The 22,342-nt window shown below is 70.1% G+C and carries 22 protein-coding genes; 16 read left to right on the top strand and 6 right to left on the bottom strand.

Annotated features, from left to right (window positions below; genetic code table 11):
* Positions 1-357: 357 nt before the first annotated feature.
* The 3 genes from DBV35_RS10395 to DBV35_RS10385 all read left to right on the top strand — a co-directional run bounded on the left by DBV35_RS10395 (position 358) and on the right by DBV35_RS10385 (position 6,587).
* A complete protein-coding gene (locus tag DBV35_RS10395; protein WP_108660067.1) occupies positions 358-4,251 on the top strand; it encodes a choice-of-anchor I family protein in 3,894 nt (1,297 codons plus the stop codon).
* A gap of 154 nt (positions 4,252-4,405) precedes the next feature.
* On the top strand, positions 4,406-5,668 hold the full coding sequence (locus tag DBV35_RS10390) for an MgtC/SapB family protein (RefSeq protein WP_170134906.1): 1,263 nt from the start codon (positions 4,406-4,408) through the stop codon (positions 5,666-5,668).
* A 154-nt stretch (positions 5,669-5,822) separates the two neighbouring features.
* Positions 5,823-6,587 (top strand): carboxymuconolactone decarboxylase family protein, encoded by a 765-nt coding sequence (locus DBV35_RS10385; RefSeq protein WP_108660065.1) that lies wholly within the window; start codon positions 5,823-5,825, stop codon positions 6,585-6,587.
* Between the two features lie 39 nt (positions 6,588-6,626).
* Here DBV35_RS10385 and DBV35_RS10380 read toward each other — a convergent pair whose 3' ends face one another.
* Positions 6,627-7,517 carry a LysR family transcriptional regulator gene (locus DBV35_RS10380; RefSeq protein WP_108660064.1) on the bottom strand — a complete coding sequence of 297 codons (891 nt, stop codon included), beginning with the start codon at positions 7,515-7,517 and terminating at the stop codon, positions 6,627-6,629.
* Between the two features lie 206 nt (positions 7,518-7,723).
* On the opposite strand from DBV35_RS10380, the gene DBV35_RS10375 reads away from it, so the two are divergent.
* From DBV35_RS10375 to paoC, 12 genes are all read left to right on the top strand, one after another.
* Entirely contained in the window at positions 7,724-8,119 is a 396-nt protein-coding gene (locus DBV35_RS10375; protein ID WP_108660063.1) for a (R)-mandelonitrile lyase, read from the top strand.
* Between the two features lie 58 nt (positions 8,120-8,177).
* Positions 8,178-8,882 carry a RibD family protein gene (locus DBV35_RS10370; RefSeq protein WP_108660062.1) on the top strand — a complete coding sequence of 235 codons (705 nt, stop codon included), beginning with the start codon at positions 8,178-8,180 and terminating at the stop codon, positions 8,880-8,882.
* A 119-nt stretch (positions 8,883-9,001) separates the two neighbouring features.
* Entirely contained in the window at positions 9,002-9,478 is a 477-nt protein-coding gene (locus tag DBV35_RS10365; protein ID WP_245943892.1) for a (R)-mandelonitrile lyase, read from the top strand.
* A gap of 74 nt (positions 9,479-9,552) precedes the next feature.
* Complete coding sequence (locus tag DBV35_RS10360; RefSeq protein ID WP_108660061.1) at positions 9,553-10,977, top strand: MFS transporter; 1,425 nt, start codon at positions 9,553-9,555, stop codon at positions 10,975-10,977.
* Positions 10,974-11,411 (top strand): cyclophilin-like fold protein, encoded by a 438-nt coding sequence (locus tag DBV35_RS10355; RefSeq protein WP_211099946.1) that lies wholly within the window; start codon positions 10,974-10,976, stop codon positions 11,409-11,411. Before DBV35_RS10360 ends, DBV35_RS10355 begins: the two co-directional genes overlap by 4 nt.
* A gap of 23 nt (positions 11,412-11,434) precedes the next feature.
* Positions 11,435-12,481, top strand: a complete 1,047-nt coding sequence (locus tag DBV35_RS10350; RefSeq protein ID WP_108660060.1) for a PQQ-dependent sugar dehydrogenase — start codon at positions 11,435-11,437, stop codon at positions 12,479-12,481.
* A gap of 141 nt (positions 12,482-12,622) precedes the next feature.
* Entirely contained in the window at positions 12,623-13,141 is a 519-nt protein-coding gene (locus DBV35_RS10345) for a DUF6152 family protein (RefSeq protein WP_108660059.1), read from the top strand.
* Positions 13,142-13,194: 53 nt separating this feature from the next.
* Positions 13,195-13,689, top strand: a complete 495-nt coding sequence (locus DBV35_RS10340; RefSeq protein WP_211099945.1) for a hypothetical protein — start codon at positions 13,195-13,197, stop codon at positions 13,687-13,689.
* Positions 13,682-15,061 carry an adenylate/guanylate cyclase domain-containing protein gene (locus DBV35_RS10335; protein ID WP_108660058.1) on the top strand — a complete coding sequence of 460 codons (1,380 nt, stop codon included), beginning with the start codon at positions 13,682-13,684 and terminating at the stop codon, positions 15,059-15,061. The genes DBV35_RS10340 and DBV35_RS10335 overlap by 8 nt, the downstream gene beginning before the upstream one ends.
* A gap of 142 nt (positions 15,062-15,203) precedes the next feature.
* Positions 15,204-15,860: an aldehyde dehydrogenase iron-sulfur subunit PaoA gene (gene paoA, locus DBV35_RS10330; protein ID WP_108660057.1), complete on the top strand. Its 657-nt coding sequence runs from the start codon at positions 15,204-15,206 to the stop codon at positions 15,858-15,860.
* Positions 15,857-16,807 carry an FAD binding domain-containing protein gene (locus DBV35_RS10325; protein ID WP_108660056.1) on the top strand — a complete coding sequence of 317 codons (951 nt, stop codon included), beginning with the start codon at positions 15,857-15,859 and terminating at the stop codon, positions 16,805-16,807. The genes paoA and DBV35_RS10325 overlap by 4 nt, the downstream gene beginning before the upstream one ends.
* 3 nt (positions 16,808-16,810) lie before the next feature.
* Entirely contained in the window at positions 16,811-19,000 is a 2,190-nt protein-coding gene (gene paoC / locus DBV35_RS10320; RefSeq protein ID WP_108660055.1) for an aldehyde oxidoreductase molybdenum-binding subunit PaoC, read from the top strand.
* Positions 19,001-19,058: 58 nt separating this feature from the next.
* Here paoC and DBV35_RS10315 read toward each other — a convergent pair whose 3' ends face one another.
* Positions 19,059-19,352 (bottom strand): DUF1330 domain-containing protein, encoded by a 294-nt coding sequence (locus tag DBV35_RS10315; protein WP_108660054.1) that lies wholly within the window; start codon positions 19,350-19,352, stop codon positions 19,059-19,061.
* Positions 19,353-19,401: 49 nt separating this feature from the next.
* Between DBV35_RS10315 and DBV35_RS10310 the strand changes: the two genes are divergently transcribed.
* The gene (locus tag DBV35_RS10310; protein ID WP_157961669.1) at positions 19,402-20,253 is read left to right on the top strand and encodes an NmrA family NAD(P)-binding protein; all 852 of its coding nucleotides are present in this window, start codon (positions 19,402-19,404) and stop codon (positions 20,251-20,253) included.
* 11 nt (positions 20,254-20,264) lie between these two features.
* Here the strand turns inward: DBV35_RS10310 and DBV35_RS10305 are convergent, their stop codons facing one another.
* The 4 genes from DBV35_RS10305 to DBV35_RS10290 form a co-directional block, all read right to left on the bottom strand.
* Positions 20,265-20,780, bottom strand: a complete 516-nt coding sequence (locus DBV35_RS10305; protein WP_108660665.1) for a GNAT family N-acetyltransferase — start codon at positions 20,778-20,780, stop codon at positions 20,265-20,267.
* Between the two features lie 70 nt (positions 20,781-20,850).
* Positions 20,851-21,414, bottom strand: a complete 564-nt coding sequence (locus DBV35_RS10300; RefSeq protein WP_108660052.1) for a helix-turn-helix domain-containing protein — start codon at positions 21,412-21,414, stop codon at positions 20,851-20,853.
* Between the two features lie 65 nt (positions 21,415-21,479).
* Positions 21,480-22,055 (bottom strand): hypothetical protein, encoded by a 576-nt coding sequence (locus tag DBV35_RS30170; RefSeq protein ID WP_157961668.1) that lies wholly within the window; start codon positions 22,053-22,055, stop codon positions 21,480-21,482.
* A complete protein-coding gene (locus DBV35_RS10290; protein ID WP_157961667.1) occupies positions 22,052-22,336 on the bottom strand; it encodes a hypothetical protein in 285 nt (94 codons plus the stop codon). The genes DBV35_RS30170 and DBV35_RS10290 overlap by 4 nt, the downstream gene beginning before the upstream one ends.
* Positions 22,337-22,342 lie beyond the last annotated feature (6 nt).

Raw genomic sequence — 22,342 nt, 5'->3', positions numbered from 1 at the left:
AGAATAGAAACAATATTTCAGATAATTTACATAATATACTTTTCTACTTCATTCCTTCATCAGATCTACGTATTCCCGTCACAAATAAATTTGCAACGCCGTTATCGGACTGTCGCACAATACTCGTAGCGTCCCGCGCGAATGGGAGCTGAGACGTCCGAGTGCATGGGCATGGGTGACACACGACAAGGGACGGGGTGCATGCGCGCCGCCCGTCCGCCGTACCGCCACCGCCACGCGCGGTCCGCGCGAGCGCCGGCTCACTCCCGACACCTGTCAATCGAACGCGTGCGCTGAACGGCGGTCCTCGCCGCCGGCCATCGCCTCCCTCTTCCCCAACAGCGTCGGGCAATTTTCATGGAAACCAATTCGAACGGACTCGCGCAGATTTCCGCGTTTGTCCTCCCCGAGAATGACGAGCTCGTCGTCACGGAGTTCGTCGAGTTCGTCGGCGAAGGCGGCGAGACCGCCGCGGAGGTCGTCGCCGTCGAAGACGGGCGCGCCTACGTGACGAACGGCGAGATGGGCCGCATCGACATCTTCGAGCTGTCCGACACCGGCAGCCTCGTCGACAGCCTCGATCTCACCGCGATCCCTGGCTACGACAGCGTCCAGTCCGTCGACGTGAAGAACGGCATCGTCGCCGCCGCGATCGCGCGCGCGATCGCCGAGACCGGCGGCCTCAACTTCGCCCAGCCGGGCTTCATCGCCTTCTTCGACGCCGAGACCGGCGACCTCCTCGGCACCGTCGATGTCGGCAACCTGCCTGACTCGGTGAAATTCACGCCCGACGGCACGAAGCTCGTCGTCGCAAATGAGGGCGAGTTCAACGCCGACACCGACAGCGTCGACAACCCGCTCGGCACGATCTCGATCATCACGCTCGACACCGACGATATCGGCGCCTCCCCGGTCCAGACGGTCGACTTCACCGCCGCCGACGCCCTCGTTGACGAGCTGGTCGAGGCGGGCGTGCGCACCCGCGACGGCATCGAGTTCAGCCGCGACGTCGAGCCGGAATATGTGACGATCACCCCGGACGGGACGACCGCCATCGTCTCCCTCCAGGAAAACAACGCCTTCGCCACGATCGACCTCTCCACCGGCTCCCTCGTGTCGATCTTCTCCGCCGGCGTCACGAACTATGCCGAGGGCACGAACGCGATCGACGTCGACGACAATGGCGAGATCGACATCACGCAGTTCGAGAATCTCCAGGGCCTGCGGATGCCGGACGGCATCGCGACCTATGAGATCAACGGCGAGACGTATCTTTTCTCGGCGAACGAGGGCGACGGGCGCGGCGACTATTTCATCGAGGAAGACGATGAGATCGTCGGCATCAGCGATATCGGCGACGAGGCCCGCGTCGGCGACATCATCGCCAATGATGGCGCGTTCGGCGCGGTCACGATCGATCCGTCCGTCGACACCACCGGGCTCGAGCGCCTGACGATCTCCGTCGTCGACGGCGACACGGACGGGGACGGCGACATCGACGTCCTGACCGCGTTCGGCTCGCGCTCCTTCACGATCTACGACCTGAACGGCAACGTGGTCTTCGACTCCGGCGCGGATTTCGAAGAGATCCTCGCCGAGATCGCGCCCGAGCGCTTCAACGACGACGAGGGCACGAACGACGAGAACCGCTCCGACAACAAGGGCCCGGAGCCGGAAGCCATCGCGGTCGGCGAAGTCGACGGCGAGGTCTATGCCCTGATCGGCGCCGAGCGCGATTCCGGCATCTTCATCTACAACGTGACCGATCCCGAGAACGCCTACTTCGTCGACTATATCGACCCGGTGTTCGAGGACGACGTGGAGGACGGCGAGGCGTTCCGGACCGGCCCGGAGACGATCACCTTCGTCAGCGCCGAGGACAGCCCGACCGGCAAGGCGCTCGCCGTCGTCAGCTACGAGATCTCCGGCACCACCGTGGCGTTCGAGCTCTCCCCCGTCGTCGACGAAGTCAGCATCTTCGACATCCAGGGCGAAGGCCACGTCTCGGCCTATGCCGGCGAGACCGTGCGCACGAGCGGCATCGTCACCGCCGTCGACTATAACGGCTACTACCTGCAGGACGCCGAGGGCGACGGCAACGACGCCACGTCCGACGCGATCTTCGTCTTCACCGGCAACGGCGTCGCGCCGAACATCGTCTCGGTCGGCGACATGGTCGAGATCGAAGGCGTCGTGTCCGAGTACATTCCGGGCGGTGCCTCGACCGGCAACCTCTCCACCACGCAGATCACCGCGCGCGAGGCGACGCTGATCTCCGAGGACAACGCGCTGCCGGAGGCCGTCATCCTCGGCGCCGCTGGCCGGATGCCACCGTCCGACATCGTCATCTCCGACGACGAGCTGCCGGTGAACCTCCAGAACGAGGCCGGCAATTTCGACCCCGAACAGGACGGCATCGACTTCTACGAGAGCCTTGAGGGGATGCGCGTCACCGTCGACAACCCGACGGCGATCTCCACCACCAACCAGTATGACGAGACCTGGGTCCTCGCCGACAACGGCGCCCACTCGACGCCGGGCCTCAACGATCGCGGCGGCCTCAACATCAACGCCGACGCGGACGGCTATGGCGACCTCAACCCCGAGCGGATCCAGATCCAGTACGATTCCTTCGGCGACCTCCTGCCGGAAGGGTTCAACCCGCCCGCGATCCTGCTCGGCGACACGCTCTCCGACATCACCGGCGTCGTCTCCTACGACTTCGGCAACTACGAGATCCTCGTCACAGACGCCTTCGAGATCGTCGAGGAGAGCACCAACACGCCGGAGCGCACCCGCGTGACGGGCAGCGCCGACGAGCTCTCCATCGCGACCTACAACGTCCTCAACCTGTCGCCGACCTCGGCCGATGACGCGCAGATCGCGCTTCTCGCCCAACAGATCGTCGACAACCTCGTCAGCCCCGACGTGATCGCCCTGCAGGAAGTGCAGGACAACAACGGCGCGCCGGGCGATCCGGGCAACACGAACTTCATCGACCTCGACAATGACGGCGTGTTCGACAGCAACGAACAGGCGATCGACGACGGCGTTCTCGCCGCCGACGAGACCCTCCAGGCGCTGGTGGACGCGATCGTCGCAGCCGGCGGCCCGCGCTACGAGTTCGTCTCGGCCGAAGTCGACGAATTCGGCGTCAATGGCGGCATTCCGGGCGGCAACATCCGCAACGCCTTCCTCTACAACCCGGAGCGGACGACACTTCAGGAGGCGGTGACCCTCGACGCGGAAGAGCTGACCGCGCTCGGCGTCACCGACCCCGACGCCTTCGCCGAGACGCGCGACCCGCTCCTCGGCCGCTTCCTCTTCAACGGCGAGGAGGTGATCGTCATCAACAACCACCTCGCCTCCCGCTCCGGCTCGACCCCGATCTTCGGCGGCATCCAGCCCTTCGAGCAGGCCGACGAGGCGGCGCGCGAGGCGCAGGCGAAGACCTTGAACGAGGTCGTCGACGGCTTCCTCGCCGACGATGCCGACGCCAACATCGTCGTGGTGGGCGACTTCAACACCTTCGAGTTCACCGACGAATTGTCGGAGGATCTCACCGGTGTCGGCGCCGAGCGCGTGCTGAAGAACCTCATCAACGAGGTCGACGGCGACCGCTACACCTACGTCTTCGACGGCAACGGCCAGGTGCTCGACCACATCTTCGTCGCGAACGGGCTCGTGCGTCAGGCGGAGGTCGACATCGTCCACGTCAACAACGACTTCCTGACCTCCGCGTCCGACCATGAGCCGGTCGTGGCGACGATCCAGGTCGGGCCGGTGCGTCCGCTCCAGCTGGTCGGCGACCGCGATGGCGATGTCCTTACGGGCGGGAGCCTGCGCGATCTCCTTCTCGGCCGCGGCGGCGACGATGCGCTCTTCGGCCACGAGGGCAACGATCGCATCCTCGGCGGCTGGGGTTCGGACACCATCGACGGCGGCGAAGGCAACGATGTGATCTTCGGCGGCCTCGGCGACGACGTGATCGACGGCGGCACGGGCTTCAACATCCTGACCGGCGGGCGCGGCGAGGACGTGTTCGTCATCGGGACGGGCCGCGGCTTCAGCACGATCCGCGACTTCGTGGTGGGCGAGGACACGCTCAAGCTCGCCGACGACGACATCAGCTACGACGACCTCACCCTCGTGAACTCGACGATCCGCTATGGCAGCGACATCCTCGCCATCGTGCGCGGCGTCGACGCGGCGAGCCTCACGGCGGCCGATTTCGGCGAACTCATCGTCTGATCCGCCGATCGTCCGACACGCTTTGCCCGTCCGGCCTTCACGGCCGGGCGGGCTTTTCGTTTCCGCCCGGTCGCCTGCCCGCACAGCGCGATGTACACTGCGCCTCACGCCTCCAGGACCGGCCGCGTCCGAGTGCCGGCCATGTCTCGCTGCCATGGATGAGACGGAGATCTTCCGGCGCCTCGGCATGGCGCTCGCCATCGGCCTCCTCTTCGGCCTCGAACGGGGATGGCACGCGCGCGACGAGGCAGAGGGAAGCCGCGTCGCGGGGGTGCGCACCTTCGCCATCGTCGGCCTTTTGGGCGGCGGCAGCGGATGGCTCGCGATGGTCAGCGGACCCGTCATCCTCGCGGCCGCCTTCCTCGCCCTCTCCATCCTCCTCTCGGTCAGCTACTGGGCGAGCCTGAAGCGCGCGTCCGATGTCGGCCTCACGACCGAGGCCGCGCTTCTCCTCACCTTCATGCTGGGCGCGGCGTGCGTCCTCGGCGCGATGGCGCCCGCCGCCGCCGTCGCCGTGGTCGCGACGCTGCTCCTGTCGCTGAAGAGCCGGCTGCACGGGTGGGTGGCGCACATCAGGCGCCTGGAGCTCGACGCGGCGCTGACCCTCGCCCTCCTCTCGGTCGTCATCCTGCCGGTGCTGCCGAACCAGGGCTTCGGGCCGGGCGGGACGCTGAACCCCTACGCACTGTGGCTCGCCGCGGTCGTCGTCGCCGCCCTCTCCTTCTTCGGCTATGTCGCGATGCGGATCGGCGGGGCGGACCTCGGCATCCTTCTGACCGGCCTCTTCGGCGGCCTCGCCTCGTCGACCTCGACGACGCTGGCCCTCTCCCGCCGCGTCCGGAGCGACCCCTCCCTCGCCCAGCCCGCCGCGGTCGGGGTGGTGGTGGCGGGATCGGTGACGTTCGTGCGCATCATCGCCCTCGTCGCGATCTTCCAGCCCGCCCTCCTCCCCGCGCTCGCCTATCCGATGGGCGCGATGGCTGGCACCGGGTTCGCCGGCGCACTCCTCATGCACCTCCTCCTGCCGAAAGGGCCCGCGCCGCGCGACGAGATCGGCGGCATTTCGAACCCGCTGGAACTCACGACCGCATTCCTCTTCGCCGCGGTCCTCGCCGCGATCCTCGTCACCCTCCACTATCTGAAGCTTTGGCTCGGAACGGGCGGTGTCTACGTGACGGCGGCGATCTCCGGCATCACCGATGTCGACGCGCTCACCATCTCCGTCGCCCGCCTCGTCGGCGACGACCTCACGACGACGAGCGCGGCCATCGCCATCTTCATCGCGGTTTCGGTCAACACGGTGGTGAAGTCGGCGATGAGCCTCGCCATCGGCGGCAATGTGCTCGGCATGCGCGTCATCTCGGCCTATGCCGCGGTGCTCGTCGTCGGTGGCATAGTCCTCTGGGTGGCGCGATAGCGCGCTTGTGTTCACGCGCGCCGGCGACCCATGAGCCGCGCTCACCAATCCTATCGGCCCCGGCCCGATAATCCCCGCCTCATGCGCCCCTAACTCGATCATGTCCCGGTGCGTCCGCAGTTGCCGGGAGATGCAACGATGATGAAGGTGCTCCATGCGAAAGATCGCGTCCCTTGCCGTGCCGCTGATGCTTGCCACGCCCGCTGCGGCCGAAGAGAGGCTTCCGGCCGACACCGCGGCGCTCGCCGCCGTCGCCCCCGCGCTCGAAGCCTATACGAGATACGACCTCTATGGCCGCGTTTGGCAGGATGCGGCGCTCTCCCCGCGCGACCGCAGCCTCGTCACCGTCGCCGCCCTGATCGCGCGCAGCGAGGCGGAGGGCCTCGACGCCATCATGGCGCAGGCGCTCGACAATGGCGTCACCCCCGCCGAGCTCTCCGAAACGATCACCCACCTTGCCTTCTATGCCGGCTGGCAGAACGCGATGACGGCCGTCGCGGCCGCGGCCGACGTGTACGCGGCGCGCGGGATCGGCGCCGACGCGCTCCCAGCGGCCGACCCGTCCGAACGCCTGCCGCTCGACGAGGAGGCCGAGACGCGCCGGCAGACCAACGTCCAGAACACCTATGGCGATGTCTCGCAGGGCGTCGTCGACAACACCGAGGCGCTTCTGTTCCTCGACCTGTGGCTCCGCCCGGCGCTCGCGCCGCGCGACCGCAGCCTCGTGACGGTCGCCGCGCTGATCGCCGCCGGCCACGTCAACCAGATGACATTCCACCTCAACCGCGCGATGGACAACGGCCTCACCAAGGACGAGGCATCGGCGATGCTCGCCCACATCGCCTTCTATGCCGGCTGGCCGAACGTCTTCTCGGCAATGCCCGTCGCGAAGGATGTCTTCGAGAGCCGCGACGGCTGAACCGCCACGCTCGGCGTCCCTGCCGCATGGCAGGGGCGCTCACCCCTGGCGCAGGGCATCCACGATGACGGCGAAGGCCGGTGAGTCGGCCCTGCGGTGCGGGTAGTAGAGATAGTAGCCCGGAAAGGGCGGGCACCAGTCCTCGAGCACGCTCACGAGCCGGTTCGCGTCGATATGGGCGCGCACCAGCCCCTCCGGCACGAAGCCGATCCCGTAGCCCGCGAGCGCGGCGTCCACGACCGGGTCGATCGTGTTGAAGATGAGCTGGCCGTCGACGCGCACGCGCACCTCCCTCCCGTCCTTCTCGAACTCCCAGGCATAGAGGCCCCCGTGGGTCGGCAGGCGCAGATTGATGCACCTGTGGGCCGTGAGGTCCTGCGGCGTGCGCGGGATCTCGCGGTCGGCCAAATAGGACGGCGAGGCGATCGCGAGCATGCGGAAGTCCGGCCCGACGCGCACCGCGATCATCCCCTCCGACACCTGCTCGCCGAGGCGCACACCGGCATCGATCTTCTGCGCGACGATGTCGGTGAGGCCGTAGTCGGTGACGATCTCCACCTGAAGGTCCGGATAGTCTTTCAGGACCGGGGCGAGCTTCGGCCAGATCACCGTGTCGGCCGCATAATCGGTCGCGGTGATGCGGATCGTCCCGGCCGGGCGGTCCTTCTGGTCGATGATCGCGGCGAGCTCCTCCTCCACCGATTCCAGAAGCGGGGCGATCCGCTCCAGGATCCGCTCCCCCTGCGCCGTCGGCGTGACCTTGCGCGTGGTGCGCGTGAGGAGGCGCATCCCGAGCCGCTCCTCGAGCCCCCGCAGCGCGTGGCTGAGGGCGGACTGGGAGACGCCGATCTGCGCGGCGGCGCGGGTAAAACTCCCCACCCGCGCGACGACGATGAAGGACATCAGATCGAGAATGTTCGGTCGGAGCATTGATGCAGCGCCCTCATAAGACTGCCTCGATTATAGCGCCGAACGCCCGAATGCGGGCCGCGACACGTTCGACCCGCCGCCGACGCGGGCGCGCCCGGACTGATGAACCCCCTTCATGAGTGCAAGCGGGATTGGCCCCATAATCCGGCTCGCCGGGCGGCCTATCTCCCTAGTCGTCGCATGAGGCGACTCCACGAGGCTGAACCATGAAGATCACCCGCGTCGGCACGCAGCCCTCGAACCCCGGCCCACAGGACTGGTTCACCGGGCGCGTGCGCATCGATCCCCTGTTCGCGGCCGACGCGCCGGGCCGCACGTCCGGCGCCGCGGTCACCTTTGAGCCTGGCGCGCGCACCGCCTGGCACACCCATCCACTCGGCCAGACCCTCATCGTCACGCAAGGCGTCGGCCGCGTGCAGCGCGAGGGCGGGCCCGTCGAGACGATCCACCCCGGCGACGTCGTCTGGTTCCCGGCCGGCGAGAAGCACTGGCACGGCGCTTCGCCGGACACCGCGATGACGCACATCGCGATCCAGGAGAGCGAGGGCGGCACGGCCGTGACCTGGCTCGAGAAGGTCAGCGACGCGGACTATTCGGGCTGACGCCCCTTCCCGCCGGCACAGACACGCCGGCCGACGACGACCCGCGGAAAGGCGGCGCATGCGACCCAAGATCACCTGCCACATGGTCACCTCGCTCGACGGGCGGCTCGACCCGCACCGCTGGAGCTACGCCCCCGGCGACGGCCTCGACCGCCTGATGCGCATCTATGACGAAACCGCGAGCCGCCTCGACGCCGAGGGATGGATCGTCGGGCGCAAGACGATGGGCGACTTCGTCGACGAACTGCCGCCCGTCCTCCTCGACGCCCCGCGCCCGCGAACGGCCATCATCGCCGAACGCGGCGCGCGCGGCCTTGCCGTCGCGCTCGACCCGTCCGGCCGGCTCGATTTCACAAGCGGCGATCTCGACGGCGACCACGTCGTCGCCGTTGTCGGCGAGCGGGTGGCGGACGCGCGCCTCGACGCGCTGCGCGCCGCCGGTGTGTCGGTCGTCTTCGCGGGGCCCGACGGCCACGACCTCGCCGCCGCGCTCGACACCATCGGCACCGCATTCGGCGTCTCTCATCTTCTCCTCGAAGGTGGGGCGACGGTGAACGGCGCGTTCCTCGCCGCCGGCCTCCTCGATGCGACGAGCACGCTGATCTGGCCCGCGCTCGACGGCCTCACCGGCGTCCCCGCCATCTACGAGCATTCCGCCCCGGCCGGGAGCCGCCCCGCCGCGGGCCGGCATCTCGCCCTCACCGCGTCGGAGGTGCTCGAGGGCGGCGTCGTCTGGCTCCGGCACGACATGGTCGCCGACTGACCCCATCCCGATCGCGCGCCCGTCGCGCCCCGCTTCGCCCCTTGGCGAAGGCGCGCCCGAGCGCGGGCGCGTCTCCTCGCGGCCCTCTGGCTGCCTCCCCGACAACCACGCAGGACCTTATGAAGCCTTTGATCCCCACCGCCCTCGCGCTTGCCGCCATGCTGACGGCCCCGGCGTTCGCACAGGACATGACCCTCACGACATCCGGCACGCAGGCCGGCTCGCTGGGTTCGCCCGACTATTTCGTCGGCACCGTCTATGTCGAACCCGTGTTCGGCGCGAAGGAGGCCTCACCCGTCAGCGCCGGCAAGGTGACCTTCCTGCCGGGTGCGCGCTCCAACTGGCACGACCATCCGGCAGGCCAGCAGCTCGTCGTCATCGAGGGCAGCGGGTGGACGATGACAGAAGGCGGCGAGAAGCACGCGATGCACGCGGGCGATGTCGTCTGGTGCCCGCCGGGCGTCAAGCACTGGCACGGCGCGACCGACACGACCGCCGTCACCCACTACGCGATCCAGGTGAATGTCGACGGCTCGGCCGTGAACTGGATGGAGCCGGTCTCGGACGCGGACTACCTCTCCGCCCTCGCCGACTAGCAGCCCCTCGGGAAGGCGGCGCGGTCCGCCTTCCCCCCGGCCCGAACCCCAACCCACGATTGGACCGATCCGCCATGGCAGGCGCTGTTCTCTCGCGCGACGCGGGATCCCGCTCCCCGGTCGCCGCCCCCCATCTCAGCCTGGCGATCGTCTCCGCCGCGACGGCGCTGGCGCTCATCGTCTTCACCGTGCCGCTGACGACGCTCGGCCCCACGGCCGAGGCGCTCGCTTTGGGGCCGGGGGCCGAGGCCTGGCTCCTCAGCGCGATGCCGCTGGGTGCCGCGACCGGCCTCCTCGGCTCGGCCGCGCTCGGCGACGATCACGGCCGCACGCTGGTCTTCCTCTGGGGCCTCGGCGTCATGGCGGCGGCGTCGGTCATCGGCGCGCTCGCGCCGTCGGGCCTCGTCATCATCGCGGCGCGGGTCGGACAGGGGCTCGGCGGGGCGGCCGTCATGGCGTGCGGGCTCGGCCTCGTCGGCCGCCTCTATCCGGAGGGCCGCGCGCGGGCGACCGCCACGGGAGTGTGGGCGGCGGGGCTCGGCGCGGGCGTCGCGACGGGACCCATTCTCGCCGCGCTCGCGACCGATCTCGGCGGCTGGCCGGCCGCCTATTGGGGCACGGCGATCCTGTCGCTCGCACTCCTCCTCGCCGGACGCGGCCTCCTGCCGCCCGCCGAGGCGCGCCGCCCGCAACCGGCCGACCGGCTCGGCACGATCCTCCTGATGGCGGGCCTCGCGATGCTGATGTCCGCCCTCACCGAGATGCGCTTCGGCCTCGCCTCGCCCACCGTGGTCGGGCTCCTCGGCGGCGGGGCGGCCGCGCTCGCCGCCTTCGTCTTCGTGGAGCTGAGGCATCCTCGCCCCATCCTCGACCTCAGCCTCTTCCGCGGCGCGGCCTTCTGCGCGGCGACGTGGGCGGCCTTCGCCTCGGGCGCGGGGATCCTCGCCCTCATGACGATGGTGCCGACGCTCCTGATGCGCGCGATGGGCGCGAGCGCCCTCTCGGCCGCGATCATCATGACCGCGTGGTCGGCGACCAGCATCGTCACCGCGCTTGGCGCGCGCTGGGTGCCAGAAGCGCTGACGCCGCGTCGCCTCATGATCGGCGCCCTCCTCGCCTGCGCCCTCGCCCAGATGCTCCTCTTCGGCGTGTCGGCTGAGCGCGCGGCGCTCCTCCTGCCGGGCCTCTTCCTCGCGGGCGCGGCGAACGGGATCCTCAACGCCGCGCTCGGGCGACAGGCCGTCGCCACCGTCCCGCCCGACCGCAGCGCGATGGGCTCGGGCGCCAACAACACCGCCCGCTATCTCGGCTCCGCGATCGGCATCACGCTCGGCGCGATCCTGATGGCGCACGGCAGCGAGACCGGCGGGATCGCGGGCCTCCTCGACGGGTGGAACGCGATCGTCCTCATCACGACGGGCTTCTCCGTGCTCGGCGCTCTCGTGGTCGGGATCGCCCGCAATGGGACTCGTCCCATCGCCACGCAGGAGCGGCCATGACCCGATCCATCACCCTTCTGGCGGCCACGGCGGCGCTTCTCCTCGCGTCGCCGGTCGCCGCCGATCCACTCACCGAAGGCACCATGAAGATTCGCATCATCCTCGACGGCGAGCCCCTCGCCGCGACGCTGGAGAGTTCGGCGGCGGCGCGCGACTTCGCCGCCCTCCTGCCGCTCGACCTGACGCTCGGCGACTATCACCGCACCGAGAAGGTGGCGGACCTCCCCAAGCGCCTCTCCACCGAGGGCGCGCCGGAGGGCATCGACCCGGAGATCGGCGACATCGCCTACTTCGCGCCGTGGGGCAATCTCGCGATCTTCTACCGCGATTTCGGCTACTCGCGCGGCCTCGTCCGGCTCGGCCGGATCGACGGCGATGTCGCGCGCCTCGCCGCGAAACCGAGCTTCCAGGCGCGGATCGAGCGGGCCGACTGACCAACCCATCCGAGAGAACCATCATGATGAAATGCGCAGGCGCCGCCCTGTCGCCCGTCCTCCTGGCGGCCGCCCTCTCCCTTCTCCTCGGCGCAGCGCCCGCGGCGGCGCAGGCCTGGACGGCCGAAACGGTCGCGGACGGGCTCGACTATCCGTGGGACATCGCCCGTTCCGGCGAGACGCTGATCATCACCGAGAAGGCGGGCTTCATCGTCATGGTAGCGGACGGCGCGGTCCGGCGGATCCCGCTCCAGACTCGTGAGCCAATCCGCAGCGAGAACGGCGCGGGCCTCCTCGGCCTGGCGCTCGCCCCGGATTTCGCGGAGAGCGGCCGGGCCTTCTTCTACCACTCCACCACCAGCCCCACGGGACCGGCGAACAGGATCATCGCCGCGCACTTCGACGGCGCGCGCTGGGCGGAGACCGGCGTCCTCCTCGACGCCATCCCCGGCCACCCGCTCTACAATGGCGGCCGCATCGCCATCGGCCCCGACGGTCACCTCTACGCGACCACCGGCTGGACCGAGGACTATGACCTGCCGCAGGACCGCGAGAGCCTCGCGGGCAAAATCCTGCGGATGACGCCGGAGGGCGCCGTCCCGCCCGACAACCCGTTCCCAGGCTCGCTCGTCTACTCCTACGGCCACCGCAACCCGCAGGGCCTCGCCTGGGACGCGGCGGGCGCGTTCCATGTCGCCGAGCACGGGCAGTCCGGGCACGACGAGATCAACCGCGTCCGCGCCGGTGCCAACTATGGCTGGCCGCTGGTCTCCGGCGACGAGACGCGGGCGGGGATGGAGAAGCCGCTCGTCCACTCCGGCCGCAGCACCTGGGCGCCATCGGGCGCCACCTTCGCGGGCGGAAGCCTCCTCGTCGCCTCGCTCCGCGAACGGGCGCTCCTCGCGCTCAATACGGCGGGCGACGGGGTGGAGACCGTCTATGCGGGCGGCGACCGGATCCGGCAGGTGATCGCGGCAGGCGAGACCCTCTACCTCATCACCACGAACCGCTCGCCGCGCGCCGCCGGCCCGTCCGCGGACCGGCTGATCCGCCTCACCCCGCGCCCTTGATCGATCCCTCCGCCCGCCCATGAGCCGGGCTCATAAGTCCTTCCGGGGGCGGGCGGTCAATGCGGGCAATGACGCGCACCAGATGGGGTGGACGACAGGCCGCGGAGGACGACCTCCGCCCGATCCCGGAGACTGCAACCGATGCGCAAGCCCCTCGCCGCGACCACGCTCCTCGTGATGCTCGCCGTCCCCCTCGGCCTCACCGGCCCCGTCCCGCCCGCCGAGGCCCACCACGGGTGGAGCTCGTTCGACACGCGCTACGCCTACTATGTCCGCGGCACCGTCACATATGTGCGGTGGGGCAACCCGCATTCCGAGGTGACCCTGCGCGTCGATCCGGCCGCGCTCCCCGAGGGCTTCCGCGCGCGACCCCTGCCGCCCGGCGCCGACCCGCGCGACGGGGGCGCCACGATGGCCTCCGCCCGCCCCTATGAGGGCGAGCACGAGGAGATCCACCTCACCCTCGCCGGCCCCGGCTGGATGTCGCGCTGGGGGCTCGACCGGCCGCTCGCCGAAGGCGAGACGATCGAGGTGCTCGGCTATCTCGGCAGCGCCGACTCCCACGACCTTAGGCCGGTGATGTTCTGGCTCGCCGACGGCCAGGGCGTCTGGCAGCAGCTCACCGCCTTCCCCTCCCGCCCGGTCCCGGCGACCGACTGACGCGCCGCACCGCACCGCACCGAACCGCGCAACGCGCCGCGGAGGAGCCCCAGGTGAACGCCACGCTCGAAACGATGCTCATCGCAATCGAGCAGTCCTCGCCGGGGGCTGCGGTCCGGATGGTGCCGCAGCTCTACCCGATCCTCGAAAGCGTCCACATCTTCGCGATCGCGCTCCTCGTCGGGCCGGCGATCGCGGTGGACCTGCGCCTTTTGGGCCTCGCGGGCCGGCGGATCGAGGTCGCGACCGTGCTCGGACACCTCCTCCCGCTCTGCCACTGGGGCTTCGCGCTCGCCGCCCTCAGCGGCCTCGCGATGTTCGCCGGCATCGCCCTCTCGGTGGGCGAGAGCGCGGCGGCGCCGTGGAAGCTCGGCCTGATCCTCGCCGCGGGCCTCAACATCCTCGTCTTCCACCGCGGCATCTATCGCACCGTCGCGACATGGGGCGGCGACCCCGTCCCCCCGCGCGCCGCGCGCATCGCGGGCGGCGTCTCCGCGCTCGCCTGGACCGGCACGCTCGTCGCCGGGCGCTATCTTGCCTATGCGTGATGCTACCCCGACGCCGGGCTCCGTCAGCGCCGCCATCGCCCGCGAGGAACTGGCAGGCCTCGTCACGATGTACCGCGCGCGCTTCGTCGCCCTCGCGGCACTCGGCCTCTGGCTCCTCGCGACGATCCCCGTCGAGCGCTCCAGCCAGTATCTCGCCGTGCTCGGGGCCTTCGCCCTCCTCGGCCTCCCGCCCTACCTCCTCGCCGCGCGGGGCATCCGCCTCACCTCGTTGACGGCGCTCTTCCTCCTCGCCGACATCGTCCTCCTCACCACCCTCCTCATCCTCCCCCCGCCCTTCATGAGCGAGGGGTGGACGGCGCAGCTCAACCTCCGCCTCCCGAGCTTCATGTATCTCGGCGTCTTCCTCGTCGGCGTGTCGCTCTGCTATTCGCCCGCGCTCGTCCTCTGGACCGGGGCGGCCGTCACCCTCGTATGGTCGTCGGGCTATCTCTGGGTCGCGTCGCTGCCGGGCTCGCGCGTCCACACCGCGCAGCAGGTGATGGAGGACGCCGCCTCGCCTGACGGCGTCGCCGCGATCTATCTGAACTCCGCCTCGGTGAGCCTCACGAGCCTCGTCAACCAGATCGTCTTCTTCGTCCTCGTCACCGCGATCCTGACGCTCGCGGTCTGGCGCTCGCGCGCGCTCGTGCGCCGCCAGATCGCGGCCGAGGCCGAGCGGGCTGCGCTCTCGCGCTATTTCTCCCCCAACATCGTCGGCACGCTGACGGCCGGGTCCGCCGCGCTCGACCAGCCGCGGCGGCAGAAGGCGGCGATCCTCTTTGCCGACATGGTGGCCTTCACCACCGCCTCGGAGCAGATGACGCCCGAGGCCCTCTTCGCGCTCCTGCGTGAATTCCACAGCCGCCTCGCCCGCACCGTCTTCGCCTTCGACGGCACGCTCGACAAATATATCGGCGACGCGCTGATGGTGCATTTCGGCACGCCCCAGCCACACGACGACGACCCGGTGCGCGCGCTCCGATGCGCCGCCGCGATGCTCACCGAGATCGACCGGTGGAACGAGGAGCGCGCGGCGGAGGGACGCGCCCCGGTGCAGCTCGGCCTCGGCGTCCACTATGGCGAGGTGATCGTCGGCAATGTGGGCGACGCGCGGCGGCTCGAGTTCACCGCGCTCGGCGACACCGTGAACGTCGCCGAACGGCTCGAACGGCTGACGCGCGATCTCGACACACGGCTCGTCGCGAGCGACAGCCTCATCGCGGCCGCGCGCCGATGCGGCATCGCGCCCACCGACGTGCTCCCCACCCTCGTGCGCGGCCCGACGACGACGGTTCGCCGCCGGCGCGAGCCCGTCGACATCTGGCTCGTCGCCGATCCCGCGCGCGCCTCCGTTCATCGGCAGGGCCGATAGGACCTATGAATGCGGGACGCCTAATCGGGCGGCCCGGACTCCCTAGATTTTGTCCAGATCGACATTCGCAGGTGGCCCGCGCCGCGGCGTGCCTCGCCCTGCGGCCCGCTTTGCGGCGGGCAAAGACTGAGGAACGGCATCGATGACCAAAGGACCCGATTTCCACGTGACCCGACGACATGTGGTGGTCGCGGGCGCCGCGACCACCGTCGCCGCCACGCTGCCCTATGGCGCGCGGGCGCAGGCCCCGGCAGCACGCGCGGCGGCCGCCGCCCCTGCCGCCGCCGTCTCGACCAAGGTGGGCTTCACCGTCAACGGCGTGGCGCGTGAGCTCACCGCCGACAACCGCCTCACCCTCCTCGACGCGCTGCGCGAGAGCCTCCAGCTCACCGGCAGCAAGAAGGGCTGCGATCACGGCCAGTGCGGGGCCTGCACCGTCATGGTCAACGGCCGCCGCATCAATGCCTGCCTGACGCTCGCCGTGATGCACGAGGGCGACGAGATCGAGACGATCGAGGGCATCGGCACGCCCGACGATCTCGACCCCATGCAGGCCGCGTTCATCGCCCATGACGGCTACCAGTGCGGCTACTGCACGCCGGGCCAGATCTGTTCGGCGAAGGCCGTCCTCGCCGAGATCAAGGCCGGCATCCCGAGCCATGTGACCGCCGACATCAACGCCGAAATCACGGTCAGCGACGCCGAGATCCGCGAGCGCATGAGCGGCAACATCTGCCGCTGCGGTGCGTACGCGAACATTCTCGCCGCCATCAACGAGGTCGCGGAGACCGAAGCATGAGAGCCTTCTCCTACGAGCGCGCCACCTCGCCCGAGGCCGCCGCGGCGGCCGCCATCGCGACGCCGGGCGCGAAATTCATCGCCGGGGGCACCAACCTCCTCGACCTCATGAAGCTCGAGATCGAGACCCCCACCCACCTCATCGACGTCAACGGCATCGGCCTCGACACCATCGGGGACACCGACGAGGGGGGCCTGCGCATCGGCGCGCTGGTGCGCAACACGGACCTTGCCGCACACCCCCGCGTGCGGCGCGATTATGGCGTGCTGACGCGCGCGCTCGTCGCCGGCGCCTCGGGGCAGCTGCGCAACAAGGCGACGACCGCCGGAAACCTCCTCCAGCGCACCCGCTGCCCGTATTTCTACGACACCAACATGCCCTGCAATAAGCGCAATCCCGGCTCGGGCTGCGCCGCGATCGAGGGCGTCTCGCGCCAGCTCGGCATCATCGGCACGTCCGATGCCTGCATCGCGACGCACCCCTCCGACATGGCCGTCGCCATGCGCGTCCTCGACGCCACCGTCGAGACCACCGACGCCGAGGGCGCGACGCGGTCGATCCCGATCGCCGACTTCCACGCCCTCCCCGGCGACACGCCGCAGGTGGAGAATGCGCTGGAGCCCGGCGAGATCATTACCGCCGTGACGCTGCCCGCCCCGATCGGCGGCCGCCACGCCTACCACAAGGTCCGCGACCGCGCGTCCTACGCCTTCGCGCTCGTCTCCGTCGCGGCCGTCGTCCAGTCGGACGGGTCGGGCCGCGTCGCGCTCGGCGGCGTCGCGCCGAAGCCCTGGCGCGTGGAGGGCGCGGAAGCGGCGCTCCCCGAGGGCGCGTCGGCAGCCATGGCGGGGATCCTCGCCGAGGCCAACCCCACCGAACACAACGCCTTCAAGGTCGCCCTCGCCGAGCGCACGCTCGCGGCCGTCCTTGCCGCGCCGCAGGAGTAGACCATGCGTTTCGACAGTCCCGCAGGCGAGAACCTCTTCGACAAGGCCAAGGTGGTCGGCCAGCCGGTGCCGCGCATCGACGGCCCGCGCAAGACGACCGGCACCGCCCCCTACGCTTATGAGCGGCACGACGTCGCCGCCGGGCAGGCCTACGGCTATCCGGTGGGCTCGGGGATCGCGAAGGGCCGCATCGCCGCGATCGACACCCGCGCGGCCGAGGCCGCGCCGGGCGTCGTCGGCATCGTGACCACGCTGGAGCACGACCCGATCGAGGAGCTCTTCGCCTACGACCCGGTGCGCCATTTCGGCGGGCGCGACGTGATTCACTACCACCAGGCGATCGCGGTGGTGGTCGCGGAGAGCTTCGAGGCGGCGCGCGCCGCGGCGAACCTCCTCACCGTCGAATACGAGACCGACACGGCCGCCTCGTTCGACCTCGCGGTGGACGCCGCCGGACATCACGACTTCGAGCCCGCCTCGAATGTCGGCGATTTCGACGCCGCCTTCGCCGCCGCGCCCGTGACGCTCGACGAGACCTACACGACCCCCGCCGAGAGCCACGCGATGATGGAGCCGCACGCGACGCTCGCCGCGTGGGACGGCGACCGGCTGACGCTCTGGACCTCGAACCAGATGATCGAGTGGGGCCGCCAGTCGATGGCGAAGGCGCTCGGCATTCCGGCCGACAATATCCGCCTCGACTGCCCCTTCCTCGGCGGCGGCTTCGGCACGAAGCTCTTCGTGCGCGCCGACGCCGTCCTCGCCGCGCTCGCGGCGAAGAAGGTCGGCCGTCCGGTCAAGGTCATGCTGCCGCGCCCGATGATCGCGAACAACACGACCCATCGCGGCATGACGATCCAGCGCATCCGGATCGGCGCGGAGCGGGACGGCCGCATCACCGCGATCGGCCACGACAACGCCTCCAACGCCCTCCACGCGCGCGGCGGCGAGAACGCGATTGCCCCGACGCAGGAATTCTACGCCGGCGCGAACCGTCTGATGGTCCAGCGCAACATCCCGATGCACCTGCCGAACTCCAACGCGATGCGCGCGCCGGGCGAGACCGCGGGCCTCATGGCGCTCGAGATCGCGATGGACGAGATGGCCGAGCGCCTCGGCATGGACCCGGTCGAGTTCCGCGTCGTCAACGACACCGAGGTGAATCCCGGCAGCGGCGTTCCCTTCTCGCAGCGTCACTTCGTGGAGTGCCTGCGGACCGGTGCGGAGCGCTTCGGCTGGGCGGACCGCAACACCGCGCCAGGCGCGACGCGCGACGGCGTCTGGCTCGTCGGCCACGGCGTCGCGGGCGCCTATCGCGGCGCGCCCGCCACGAAATCCGGCGCCCGCGTGGTGCTGATGCCGGGCGGGACGGTCCGGGTCGAGACCGACATGACCGATATCGGCACCGGCTCCTACACCATCATGGCGCAGACCGCCGCGGAGGTGCTGGGCGTCGAGATCGGGGCGGTGTCGGTGGAGCTCGGCGATTCGCGCTTCCCCGTCTCGGCCGGCTCCGGCGGCCAGTGGGGCGCGGCGAGCGCGACGGCCGGCGTCTACGCCGCGTGCGTCGCGCTGCGCGAGGCGATCGCGGAGCACCTCGGCGTCGCAGCGGACGAGATCGTCCTCGAGGACGGGATGGTGCGCATCGGCAACGCCTCGCGGCCGCTGGGCTCGATCGCCGATGGCGAGATCGCGGCCGAGGATTCCATCGAGTTCGGCGATTTCCGCAGCGGCGAATTCTCGCTCGCGACCTTCGGCGCGCATTTCGTCGAGGTCGGCGTCCACGCCTATACGGGCGAGATCCGCGTGCGGCGGATGCTGGCCGTCTGCGACGCGGGGCGCATCCTCAACCCGATGACGGCGCGCAGCCAGATGATCGGCGCGATGACCATGGGCGTCGGCGCGGCGATCATGGAGGAGCTCGCGGTCGACACCCGCTACGGCTTCTTCGTCAACCACGACCTCGCCGGCTACGAGGTGCCCGTCCACATGGACATCCCGAGCCAGGAGGTGATCTTCCTCGACACGCCCGACGCGGCCTCGACCCCGCTGAAGGCGAAAGGTGTCGGCGAGCTCGGCCTCTGCGGCGTGTCGGCGGCGGTCGCGAACGCGGTCCACAACGCCACCGGCGTGCGCGTGCGGGACTATCCGGTGACGCTCGACAAGCTGATCGACCGCCTCCCGGCGGTCTGACCCGGCCCGGCCGCGCCGGACGATCGAGGGGCGTGCGCGAGCGCGCCCCTTTTCATTTCTAGGCGAGCTCGCCTTCCAGGATGAGAAGGTCGCGCCGCGAGGCCTTCAGCGCGTATTCCAGCGCCTCCTGGTAGGCAGGATCCTCATAGCAGGCCTTGGCGATCGCGTAGGACGGGAACTCGACCGTCACGACCCGCGCCGAGTCCCGCGCCTCCTTGTGGATGATCTCCGTCCCGTGCGCGTTGATCCGTGCGCCATATTTCTCCGCGATCGGCTTCCAGAGACGGTTGTAGGTCTCGTTCGCCGACGGGTCGGAGACGGCGGTTGCGTGGATCAGCCAGTAGCCCTTCATTGCGGATGCCTTCTTGCGCTATGCGACGGGGGACGTGAGAGGATCGAGCTTGATACTCATAACAGCCGCGACCGGCCAGGTCGGCAACGCCGCATTGACCGGCCTCCTCGCCAAGGGCATCTCCGCCCGGGCGCTGGTCCGGGATCCGTCCAGGCACGCCTTTCCGCCCGCCGTCGCGATCATCCCCGGCGGTTTTGACGATGATCGCGCCCTCGCCGCGGCCTGCGACGGTGTCGACACCCTGTTTCTCGCCGGGCGGGACAGTCCGGAATCGGTCGCCCAGCACCGCCGCGTGCTCGCCCATGCCGAGCGGGCGGGCGTGCGCCACATCGTGAAGCTCTCGGCGATCGGCGCCTCGCCCGCCTCCCCCGTCGCCCTGATGCGCGAGCATGAGGAGGTCGACAGGATGGTGACGTCCGGCCCCTTCGCGTGGACGATCCTTCAGCCGCACCTCTACATGCAGAACCTCCTGCGCGCCGCCGACATGATGCGCAACGAGGGCCGCCTCGTCGCCCCGATGGGCACGGCGCGCTTCCCCGTCGTCGACACCGGGGACGTCGGCGCGGCGGCCGCGACGGTCCTCGCCGACCCCGCCGCCCATGAAGGCAGGCGCTACGCCCTCACCGGGCCCGCCGCGCACACCTATGCCGAGATCGCCGCCATCTTCGCCGCCGTCGCGGGGCGGGAGGTGCGCTACGAGCCGGTCGCCCCGGCGGCGTTCGAGGCCCGGCTACTCGCCGCCGGCCTGCCGGACTGGCGCGCCTTCGACCTCTCCCACATCGCCACCGCCTACACCCCGGCCGACAACATGGTGCGAGACGAACTGCCGCGACTCCTGGGCCGCGCCGCGACCGCGCTGGAGGATTTCGCGGCGGCCAACCGCGCGCGCGTCGCGCCCTGAGGGGCGCGCGTTCAGGCGGCGGGCGGCGCGTTCCGGTCGAGCGTGAGCTGGAGGAAGGCGAGGTCGAGCCAGCGGCCGAACTTGGTGCCGACCTCCTTGAGGTGGCCGGTCTTCTCGAAGCCGAGCCGCTCATGAAGGCGGACGGAGGCGAGATTGTCCGCCTCGATCCCGGCGACCATCACATGCTTGCCGCACGCGCGCGCCCGGTCAATGAGCGCCGCCATCAGCGCCGCGCCGATGCCCGCGCCGCGCTGCCCCGCCCGCACATAGACCGAATGCTCGACCGTGTGGCGATAGCCGTCCCACGCCCGCCAGTCCCCGAACGAGGCGTAGCCGAGGACCGCCCCGTCCGCTCCGGCCGCGACGAGCACGGGATAGTTGGCCGCCCGGCGTGCCTCCAGCCACGCGAGGCGGTTCGCCTCGTCCACCACGATCTCGTTCCAGATGGCCGTCGTGTTGAGGACGGCGTCGTTATAGATGGCCGTGATGCCGGGGATGTCGGCCGCCACGGCGTCGCGAATGTCCATCCCGCCCTCCGTCGAATTCACCCTTTGCATCGTCTAACATAGTGGACGATCGCCGGCAACGCGTCGGACCTTATGCCGTCGTGAGAAGGGCGACGAGATAGGTGCAGTCGGCCGCGCTCTCGTTCGCGAATGCGCAGTCCATGGGCGGGCCGAGTTCCAGGCAGTCGCCGCACGCCATCTCGTGGCGCACCGCGCCCTCGATGAAGACGAGTTCGCCCTCCAGCACCCAGATGAGCTGGCGCGCGAAGGCGTAGGCCGAGGCGGGCATCGGCACGTGCGCGCCGGCGGGGAGCGTCACGCGCACGAGGTCGAGGGGAAGCTCCGATTTCGGCGAGATGTGGCGGCGGACATAGCCGGTCTCGGGGTCCGTCCATGTCGGCTGGTCGGCGGCCCGCAGCATCCGCCCCTCACCGGTCTCCGCCCGCGCGATGAGGGTGGACATGCTGAGCCCGAACGCGCCCGAAAGCTTGCCGAGGAGCTGCGCGGTGGGGCTGCTCTCCCCACGCTCGACCTTGTGGATCATCGCGCGTGAGATCCCGGCGCGCGTCGCGAGTTCGGTCAGCGACCACCCCCGGCTCTCCCGCTCGATCCGGATCCGCGCGCCAATATTCCTGTCGACATCACCCGTGGCCATATCGTCACTATAGTGGACAATCGAGGCGATGGGAATGGGCGTCGCGCCGCCTCGACCGCGCGCGCCTATGGGCCGGTGCAGCGCGCCATCGGAGCGGCGTCGAGGCGGAAGACGGCGTCGTCCTTGCCGGGGGTGAGCGGCGGGTTGCGCGGTGTGTCGCCCTCGGTCTCGTCGCAATCGTGAAGGCGGAGCCAGCCGACATGGCGCATGTCGAGGAGGATCGCGCCGGGGGACGAGGCGCGGCGAAGGAGAAAGCCGCCGCCATCGCATTCGGCATAGCACGCGACGCCGTCATCCCGCTGCTGGCAGCGCCCGACTGCGCCCGGTTCGCCGTCCCCGCCCCGCCGCCGCGCGGTGAGGAGGAAGCCGAGCGAGGGCGTCTGCGGGTCGCTGTCGTGGAAGACGTCGAGCGACAGCGCCATGCGCGTCACGGTCTGGTCGGGGTGGCGCGCGAGGTGGGCGTTGTCATAGTCGCGGACCCAGCACGCGTCCGCGCCATCCTTCAGCGCGACGAGGTCGGAGAAGGCGAGCGGCCCCTCCGCGCGGGCCTCCGGGGCGTGGATCGCCCCGGACAGCGCCGTGGCGAGCGCGATCGCGGCGGCCCGGCGCCTTGCGTGTCGATGCCGGGCCGTGGCGGTCATAGCTGACCGCAGAAGGACTTGTCGGTCTCTTCCTTCTTGAAGACGCCCTTGATCAGCTTGCACTGGCCCGGCATCGACTTGTCGAAGCTGTGCGGGCGGAACGACCAGCTGTCGCAGCCCTCTGTCGATTTGCACGCCGCGACGCAATCGTCGATGGCGGTGAAGCTGTCGATGAAACCGACCTGATCCACCGGCGTGATCGAGCAATGCTCGTAGTCCTGCGCAAGCGTCGGGGTGGCCATGCCAAGCGCGATGGCCGCAATCCAAAACATCTTCATCACGGGCGT

This window comes from Acuticoccus kandeliae, assembly GCF_003073115.1.
This window is presented reverse-complemented; position numbering and strand designations above follow the sequence as displayed.

What these genes read in the sequence shown, in the direction of transcription:
- paoC (WP_108660055.1), top strand. Translation starts at nt 16,811, where the DNA reads ATGCGTTTCGACAGTCCCGCAGGCGAGAACCTCTTCGACAAGGCCAAG.
- DBV35_RS10300 (WP_108660052.1), bottom strand. Translation starts at nt 21,414, where the DNA reads ATGGCCACGGGTGATGTCGACAGGAATATTGGCGCGCGGATCCGGATC.
- DBV35_RS10390 (WP_170134906.1), top strand. Translation starts at nt 4,406, where the DNA reads ATGGATGAGACGGAGATCTTCCGGCGCCTCGGCATGGCGCTCGCCATC.
- DBV35_RS10375 (WP_108660063.1), top strand. Translation starts at nt 7,724, where the DNA reads ATGAAGATCACCCGCGTCGGCACGCAGCCCTCGAACCCCGGCCCACAG.
- DBV35_RS10325 (WP_108660056.1), top strand. Translation starts at nt 15,857, where the DNA reads ATGAGAGCCTTCTCCTACGAGCGCGCCACCTCGCCCGAGGCCGCCGCG.
- DBV35_RS10355 (WP_211099946.1), top strand. Translation starts at nt 10,974, where the DNA reads ATGACCCGATCCATCACCCTTCTGGCGGCCACGGCGGCGCTTCTCCTC.
- DBV35_RS10360 (WP_108660061.1), top strand. Translation starts at nt 9,553, where the DNA reads ATGGCAGGCGCTGTTCTCTCGCGCGACGCGGGATCCCGCTCCCCGGTC.
- DBV35_RS10315 (WP_108660054.1), bottom strand. Translation starts at nt 19,352, where the DNA reads ATGAAGGGCTACTGGCTGATCCACGCAACCGCCGTCTCCGACCCGTCG.
- DBV35_RS10370 (WP_108660062.1), top strand. Translation starts at nt 8,178, where the DNA reads ATGCGACCCAAGATCACCTGCCACATGGTCACCTCGCTCGACGGGCGG.
- DBV35_RS10335 (WP_108660058.1), top strand. Translation starts at nt 13,682, where the DNA reads ATGCGTGATGCTACCCCGACGCCGGGCTCCGTCAGCGCCGCCATCGCC.
- DBV35_RS10350 (WP_108660060.1), top strand. Translation starts at nt 11,435, where the DNA reads ATGATGAAATGCGCAGGCGCCGCCCTGTCGCCCGTCCTCCTGGCGGCC.
- DBV35_RS10385 (WP_108660065.1), top strand. Translation starts at nt 5,823, where the DNA reads ATGCGAAAGATCGCGTCCCTTGCCGTGCCGCTGATGCTTGCCACGCCC.
- DBV35_RS10345 (WP_108660059.1), top strand. Translation starts at nt 12,623, where the DNA reads ATGCGCAAGCCCCTCGCCGCGACCACGCTCCTCGTGATGCTCGCCGTC.
- paoA (WP_108660057.1), top strand. Translation starts at nt 15,204, where the DNA reads ATGACCAAAGGACCCGATTTCCACGTGACCCGACGACATGTGGTGGTC.
- DBV35_RS10305 (WP_108660665.1), bottom strand. Translation starts at nt 20,780, where the DNA reads ATGGACATTCGCGACGCCGTGGCGGCCGACATCCCCGGCATCACGGCC.
- DBV35_RS10395 (WP_108660067.1), top strand. Translation starts at nt 358, where the DNA reads ATGGAAACCAATTCGAACGGACTCGCGCAGATTTCCGCGTTTGTCCTC.
- DBV35_RS10365 (WP_245943892.1), top strand. Translation starts at nt 9,002, where the DNA reads ATGAAGCCTTTGATCCCCACCGCCCTCGCGCTTGCCGCCATGCTGACG.
- DBV35_RS10380 (WP_108660064.1), bottom strand. Translation starts at nt 7,517, where the DNA reads ATGCTCCGACCGAACATTCTCGATCTGATGTCCTTCATCGTCGTCGCG.
- DBV35_RS30170 (WP_157961668.1), bottom strand. Translation starts at nt 22,055, where the DNA reads ATGACCGCCACGGCCCGGCATCGACACGCAAGGCGCCGGGCCGCCGCG.